Annotated in this window: 6 protein-coding genes; 5 read left to right on the top strand and 1 reads right to left on the bottom strand. The window is 70.8% G+C overall.

The window, feature by feature from the left end; translation table 11 throughout:
* Positions 1-29 precede the first annotated feature (29 nt).
* Positions 30-1619 carry a hypothetical protein gene (locus tag ABZX79_RS35365; RefSeq protein WP_355267334.1) on the top strand — a complete coding sequence of 530 codons (1590 nt, stop codon included), beginning with the start codon at positions 30-32 and terminating at the stop codon, positions 1617-1619.
* A gap of 51 nt (positions 1620-1670) precedes the next feature.
* Here ABZX79_RS35365 and ABZX79_RS35370 read toward each other — a convergent pair whose 3' ends face one another.
* Positions 1671-3170 (bottom strand): PLP-dependent aminotransferase family protein, encoded by a 1500-nt coding sequence (locus tag ABZX79_RS35370; RefSeq protein WP_355267337.1) that lies wholly within the window; start codon positions 3168-3170, stop codon positions 1671-1673.
* A gap of 64 nt (positions 3171-3234) precedes the next feature.
* Between ABZX79_RS35370 and ABZX79_RS35375 the strand changes: the two genes are divergently transcribed.
* The 4 genes from ABZX79_RS35375 (at position 3235) to ABZX79_RS35390 (ending at position 6796) form a co-directional block, all read left to right on the top strand.
* Positions 3235-3927, top strand: a complete 693-nt coding sequence (locus ABZX79_RS35375; protein ID WP_355267340.1) for a hypothetical protein — start codon at positions 3235-3237, stop codon at positions 3925-3927.
* Positions 3924-4688 carry a glycerophosphodiester phosphodiesterase family protein gene (locus ABZX79_RS35380; protein ID WP_355267343.1) on the top strand — a complete coding sequence of 255 codons (765 nt, stop codon included), beginning with the start codon at positions 3924-3926 and terminating at the stop codon, positions 4686-4688. Before ABZX79_RS35375 ends, ABZX79_RS35380 begins: the two co-directional genes overlap by 4 nt.
* A 98-nt stretch (positions 4689-4786) precedes the next feature.
* Positions 4787-6154 (top strand): MFS transporter, encoded by a 1368-nt coding sequence (locus ABZX79_RS35385; protein ID WP_355267350.1) that lies wholly within the window; start codon positions 4787-4789, stop codon positions 6152-6154.
* Positions 6155-6421: 267 nt separating this feature from the next.
* A complete protein-coding gene (locus ABZX79_RS35390) occupies positions 6422-6796 on the top strand; it encodes an RNA polymerase-binding protein RbpA (RefSeq protein WP_014044757.1) in 375 nt (124 codons plus the stop codon).
* The last annotated feature ends 108 nt before the right edge of the window (positions 6797-6904 follow it).

Genomic DNA, 6904 nt, shown 5'->3' on the forward strand with positions numbered 1-6904 from the left:
GTAACCGCTTCAACACACAGGAGACCGAAGTGGCCCGGCGACCTCGTCAACTCCCTCGCATTCTGAGCAGCGGCAGTGCCTCGATCACCCGCAGCCGCGAGATCGCGCGCACCGCGGCCGACAGCGCCACCGACGTTCTCCACCCGCTGATCACCATCACCCGTGGTCTGCGGCAGCTGGCCGCCGCCGGCCGGCGCAAATGGACCGATACGCCCAAGGACCGGCGTGGTCCCGCGCTGTTCGTAGTGGCGGCCGTCGTCCTGGTGGTCGCGCTCATCCCCTACGGGCCCCTGCTCGCCCTGATCACGGTGATGGCCGCGGCCGCCTGGAAAGGACGGGAACGCACCCCCGCGCGGAGCGGACCCACCGAGGCCGAGAGCGACCGGCTCCGGGCCCTCTACGAGGCCCTGGTGCCGTACTTCTCGGTGGCCGAGCACCCCAGCCCGATGTTCACCCACGGCGGTGAATGGGACAAGGCATTCCCCGAGTACGACTTCGACGACGGCCGGCTCGTCCGGCTTCTGGTGCGCTACCCGGCGTACTTCACCGACGGCGAGGCCTCGTCCCGGGCGCGCATCGAGCAGCTGCTGCACGCCAAGTCGGGCCGCGGCCGCGAGTACCACTTCGAGTGGGACGAGGAAGGCAACCAGCTCGTCATGACGGTGCTGCCCCCGCTGCCCACGTCCATCGCCGCCCAGCACTTCGTCACCGCGCCCGGCGAGACGGTGCTGGGCTTCACCGACGCCGACGCGGTCCAGCGGACCGTGCCCGTCACGGAGGGCGACAGGACGTACGACGCCCCTCCGGTGATCTGGCGGACCGGGACGCGCTCCACCGAGCCGCATCTGCTCGCCGTGGGGCAGCCCGGAAGCGGTACGAGCAGTCTGCTGCGCTCGATCGCTCTGCAGGCCCTCCAGCACGGCGACGTGGTGATCGTCGAAGGCAGCGGCACCGGCGAGTACGCGTGCCTCACGGGAAGGGCCGGTGTACTGGCGGTCGAATGCAGCCTCCCGGGAGCGCTCGCCAGCCTGGAATGGGCGGCACACGAGACCGAGCGGCGGCTGATCGCCGCGAACCGCGCCCGGCAGGCCGGGCACCCCACCCCGGAAGACACGAAACGCCCGCTGTGGATCCTGCTGGACCGGCCGAGCGTGTTCGGTCATCTGGCGGCCGCTGACGGGCGCACCGATCCGCAAGCGCTGCTCCAGGTGCCCCTGCGGCACGGCAGGGCGGCGAATGTGACGGTCGTGGTGGCCGAGCAGTTCGACGCCATGGACGCTCTCAGCGAGACCGTGCGGTCCCACACACGCGCGCGCGTGGCGCTCGGTCCGGCCGTTCCCGGGCAGGTCGAATCCGTGCTGGGGGAACCGCCGCACACCACACCGACGCGCGACACCCCGCCCGGCCGCGGGTACGCACGGCTCGGTACGGGTCCCGTGATGCGGCTCCAGGTTCCGGCGACGCCCGATCCGTACGACGACGCGACGAGCGAGGCGCACCGGCAGGCCGTCATCGAGCTGCTTCCCGAGCTCGTACTTCCCACGGGCGCGGACACCCGGGCACAGCCCCGGATCCAGCCCCCGGCGCAGGAACCGGAGCCGGTGCCGGCCGAGGGCTGACCCGGGAGCGTTCAGCAGGGGACCGAAAGGCCCGAAGGGCCCCGAGACCCGTCAGGCGACGAACGTTCGCGGGGCCTCGGCGCCGTTGCTCGCTCCGCTCTCCACCAGCCTCGCGGCGGCCGCGAGCCTCACCGCCGCCTCCTCCGCCACCGGGCCGCCGACCGTGAACGGCAGCCGTACGTACCCCTCGAAGGCCCCGTCGACCCCGAAGCGCGGCCCCGAAGGGACCCGTACACCGACGCGCTCACCCATCTCGGCGAGCCGCGAACCCGACAGCCCTCCGGTGCGGACCCAGAGCGTCAGCCCTCCGCTCGGTACGTCGAATTCCCAGTCCGGCAGTTCCCTGCGCACCGCCGTCACCAGCGCGTCGCGGTTCTCGCGCGCCTGCGTGCGGCGGATCTCGACGGCCTGTTCCCAGCCGCCCGTGCTCATCAGCCAGTTGATGGCGAGCTGTTCCAGGACGGGCGTACCGAGGTCCGCGTACGCGCGTGCCGCCACCAGGCTGCGGATCACGTCGGGCGCCGCCCGCACCCAGCCGATGCGCATGCCCGCCCAGAAGGCCTTGCTCGCGGAGCCCACCGTCAGGACCGTGCTGCCCGACGGGTCGAAGGCGCAGACCGGCCGCGGCATGTCGACATCCGCGTCCAGACGGAGCTCGGTCATGGTCTCGTCCACGACGAGTACGGTCCCGGCCGAGCGCGCCGCGTCGACGAGCCCGCGCCGCTGGTCCTCGTCGGCCAGGGCGCCGGTCGGGTTGTGGAAGTCGGCGACGACGTACGCGAGTCGCGGCGCGGCGTCGCGCAGGACCTGTCGCCAGCGCGGCAGGTCCCAGCCCGTGAGCCCCTCGGCCATCGCGACGGGCACCAGCCGGGCGCCCGCCTCGCGCATCAGCTGGAGGATGTTGGCGTACGACGGCGACTCGACGGCGATCCGTTCGCCGCGCCCCGCGAAGAGATGGCAGATCGCGTCGATCGCGCCCATCGCACCCGTCGTGACCATGATCTGCTCGGGCATGGTGGGGATGCCGCGCGCCGTGTACCGGTCGGCCAGCATCTGACGCAGGGCGGGCAGGCCCGCCGGGTAGTCGCCGTGGGTGTGGGCGTACGGCGGCAGCTCCTCCAGCGCGCCCTGGACGCCTCTGGTGAGCCACGGCTCGGGCGCGGGCAGCGCGGCGCAGCCGAGGTCGATCACCGAACCGAGGGACTCGGGCGGCAGGGGTTCGAGGCCGCGCGCCGGCAGCGGGTTGCCCGCGGGGACGGCGGTCCAGCTGCCGGCTCCCCTGCGCGACTCCAGGAAGCCCTCGGCGCGCAGAGCCTCGTACGCCGCGGCCACGGTCGTACGGCTGACGGCCAGGGCCACCGCCAGCTCGCGCTCGGCGGGAAGCCGCGCGGCGACCGGCACCCGGCCCTCCAGGACCAGCAGCCTTATGCCGTCGGCGAGGGCGCGGTAGGCAGGCGGCTTGCGCGTGCCGGGGCCGGCCGGACGCGACTGCTGGGCGTTGAGCTGCCTGGCGAGCTGAGCTGCCCCCACCGCCGAAGTCCACTGCGCCATAATTTCCAGTCCACCTCACTCGAATTGGCCATGGATGACATCTTCTGCCAAGCCACAGAGTGTCATGCGGCGGTCCAGTAACGCCACCACTTCCAGGCAAGGAGCGCAAGTGCCCATGCAACTCACCCGTCGGCTGTCGCAGCTGTACATCGGTCTCGTGCTGTACGGAGTGAGTTCGGCGCTGCTGGTGCGCGCCGGCCTCGGGCTCGAACCGTGGGGAGTGCTGCACCAGGGCCTCGCCGGGAAGACCGGGCTGACGATCGGCGTGGTCTCGATCATCGTCGGCGCCGCGGTGCTGCTGCTGTGGATCCCCATCAAGCAGCGGCCCGGGCTCGGCACCGTCTCCAATGTCGTGGTGATCGGCGTCGCGATGGACGGCACGCTCGCGGTCGTACCGGACGTGCACGGCCTGGCCGGGCAGATCCCGCTGATGATCGCCGGCATCGTGCTGAACGGCGCGGCGACGGGCCTTTACATCGCCGCCCGGTTCGGGCCCGGTCCGCGCGACGGGCTGATGACCGGACTGAACCGCGTCACCGGGCGCTCCATCCGCCTCGTACGCACCACCCTCGAAGTGGCGGTCGTCGCCACCGGTTTCGCCCTGGGCGGCTCGCTCGGTGCGGGCACCGTCATCTACGCCCTCGCCATCGGACCGCTCGCCCAGTTCTTCCTGCGCGTCTTCGCCGTCCCCACGGCGGACGCCCGCAGTACGGTCGTCGCCGCCGGTACACCACAAGCCGCGATAATCGCCCGGTGAATCGCGTACGCCATCCCTATCTCGACCATCCCGCGCCGCTCGCCTTCGCCCATCGCGGCGGGGCGGCCGACGGCCTGGAGAACACCGCGGCGGCGTTCCGGCGCGCCGACGACGCCGGATACCGCTACTTCGAGACCGACGTGCACGCCACGGCGGACGGCCGTCTCGTGGCGTTCCACGACGCGACCCTCGACCGGGTGACCGACGCGCGGGGCCGCATTTCGGCGCTTCCCTGGAACGACGTCAGCCGTGCCCGGGTGGCGGGGAAAGAGCCGCTGCCCCTCTTCGAGGAGCTGCTCGAAGAGTTTCCCGACGCACGCTGGAACGTCGACATCAAGGCCGAGCCGGCTCTCGGGCCGCTGGTCGACCTGATCCGCAGGACCGGCGCGTGGGACCGGGTGTGCGTCGGGTCGTTCAACGAGAACCGGGTGGCCAGGGCTCAGCGCCTCGCGGGCCCCCGTCTCGCCACTTCCTTCGGCACGGCGGGCGTCCTCGGGCTGTGGCTGCGTGCGCGCTCCATACCCGCCGCGATACGCCGCAGTGCGGTGTGCGCCCAGGTTCCCGAGATCCAAAGCGGCATCAGGGTCGTCGATCACCGCTTCGTACGCACCGCACACGCGCTCGGCCTGCAGGTCCACGTGTGGACGGTCAACGATGCGGACCGGATGGCAGCGCTTCTCGATCTCGGTGTGGATGGCATCATGACGGATCACATCGAGACGTTGCGAACGGTGCTGACCGAGCGGGGTACTTGGCTTTAACCGGCTTTGACCGGCTTAACCGGCCCGGCCCGGCGTCCGCCCCGTGACCCGCGACGGCACGGGGACGAGCGAGGGGGCGCGCGGTGAGCTCTGGCACCGTGGACCGTACGGACGGTACGGACGAGGGGGGCGGCCCCGACGGGGCGGCGGGCCGCAGGCGCGAGCAACGCGGCTGGTACTTCTACGATTTCGCGTGCTCGGTCTACTCGACGAGCGTGCTCACCGTTTTCCTCGGCCCGTACCTGACCACGGTCGCGAAGGCCGCGGCGGACGCGGAAGGCTTCGTCCACCCGCTGGGCATTCCGGTGCGGGCGGGATCGGTGTTCGCGTACGCCGTCTCCATGTCCGTCGTGGTGGCCGTCCTGGTCATGCCCCTGGTGGGTGCGGTGGCCGACCGTACGGGCCGGAAGAAGCCACTGCTCGCCGCGGCGGCGTACACCGGAGCGGCCGCGACGGCGGGCATGTTCTTCCTGGACGGGGACCGCTATCTGCTGGGCGCGTTCCTGCTGATCGTCGCCAACGCCGCCCAGTCGGTCTCGATGGTGCTCTACAACGCCTATCTCCCGCAGATCGCGGAGCCGCACGAGCGCGACCAGGTGTCGTCGCGCGGCTGGGCGTTCGGCTACACCTCCGGCGCCTTCGTGCTCGTCCTGAACCTCGTCCTGTACTCGGGTCACGAGAGCTTCGGGGTCTCGGAGTCCACGGCCGTACGGATCTGTCTGGCCTCGGCGGGCCTGTGGTGGGGCGCCTTCACTCTCATACCGCTGCGCCGGCTGCGCGACCGGCGGGTGGCGGCGCGCGGTGAGGAGGGCGCGGGCAAGGTCGGCGCGGGCTGGCGGCAGCTGGTCGCCACCGTCAAGGACATGCGCCGCCATCCGCTGACGCTCTCCTTCCTGCTGGCCTATCTGGTCTACAACGACGGCGTCCAGACAGTGATCTCGCAGGCGTCGATCTACGGGTCCGAGGAACTGGGCCTCGACCAGACGACCCTCATCACCGCCATCCTGCTGGTCCAGGTGCTCGCGGTGGCCGGGGCGCTCGGCATGGGCCGGCTGGCCCAGCGGTTCGGCGCCAAGCGCACCATCCTCGGCTCGCTCGCCGCCTGGACCCTGACGATCGGCGCCGGCTACTTCCTGCCGGCCGGGGAGCCCGTCTGGTTCTACGCCCTGGCCTCGGCCATCGGCCTGGTTCTCGGCGGCAGCCAAGCCCTCTCGCGCTCCCTCTTCTCGCATCTGGTGCCGCGCGGCAAGGAGGCGGAGTACTTCTCGGTGTACGAGATGAGCGACCGGGGCATGAGCTGGCTGGGGCCGCTGGTTTTCGGCCTCGCGTACCAGCTGACCGGCAGTTATCGGGACGCGATCATCTCGCTCGTGGCCTTCTTCGCACTGGGATTCGCCCTCCTCGTACGGGTGCCCGTACGGCAGGCCGTGGAGGCTGCGGGAAACCCCGTACCGGAGCGGATTTAGACCTTGAAGTGAAAGGCCGGTAGTGTACGCCTTTGGCTCGCCAGGCGGACCGTTACTGCGCGCTCGGAAATCGACAACGCTGGGTGACATCTGCTGCCAGAAGTGACAAACCGGGCACTGGTGGGTACCCAACTTTTTGGGAAAAGCAGCGGCACGACGGGCGACGCATGACCCGCAACGGGAATCTTTACCGCCGACCGGACGTTGACCGGATGACGACGACAGCGACACCTGTCCTGTGGGCGACAAGCCCGGGAGGCACGATTCATGAGTGAGCGAGCTCTCCGCGGCACGCGACTCGTGGTTACAAGCTACGAGACCGACCGCGGCATCGATCTGGCCCCGCGCCAGGCGGTGGAGTACGCATGCCCGAACGGACATCGATTTGAGATGCCGTTCTCGGTAGAGGCCGAAATTCCGCCGGAGTGGGAGTGCAAGGCGTGCGGCGCCACTGCCCTCCTGGTGGACGGCGACGGGCCTGAGGAGAAGAAGGGCAAGCCCGCGCGTACGCACTGGGACATGCTCATGGAAAGGCGCACCCGCGAGGAGCTCGAAGAGGTCCTGGCCGAAAGGCTTGCGGTACTGCGATCCGGCGCCATGAACATTGCGGTGCATCCGCGGGACAGCCGCAAGTCCGCGTAACGCTCCGGCGTTGCGCCTGACGGCAGTCAGCACAACAGCAAGAGCCGCGGGGGGGGGGGGGGGCCGCAGTGTGGGGTTAAACCCCACCGCCCGGGCAGTAATGTGGGC

The sequence above is a fragment of the Streptomyces sp. NPDC002994 genome (genome assembly GCF_040611155.1).
Classification (GTDB): domain Bacteria; phylum Actinomycetota; class Actinomycetes; order Streptomycetales; family Streptomycetaceae; genus Streptomyces.

Coding starts and splice junctions, on each gene's coding strand:
- ABZX79_RS35370 (WP_355267337.1), bottom strand. CDS start 3,170: ATGGCGCAGTGGACTTCGGCGGTGGGGGCAGCTCAGCTCGCCAGGCAG.
- ABZX79_RS35390 (WP_014044757.1), top strand. CDS start 6,422: ATGAGTGAGCGAGCTCTCCGCGGCACGCGACTCGTGGTTACAAGCTAC.
- ABZX79_RS35375 (WP_355267340.1), top strand. CDS start 3,235: ATGCGGCGGTCCAGTAACGCCACCACTTCCAGGCAAGGAGCGCAAGTG.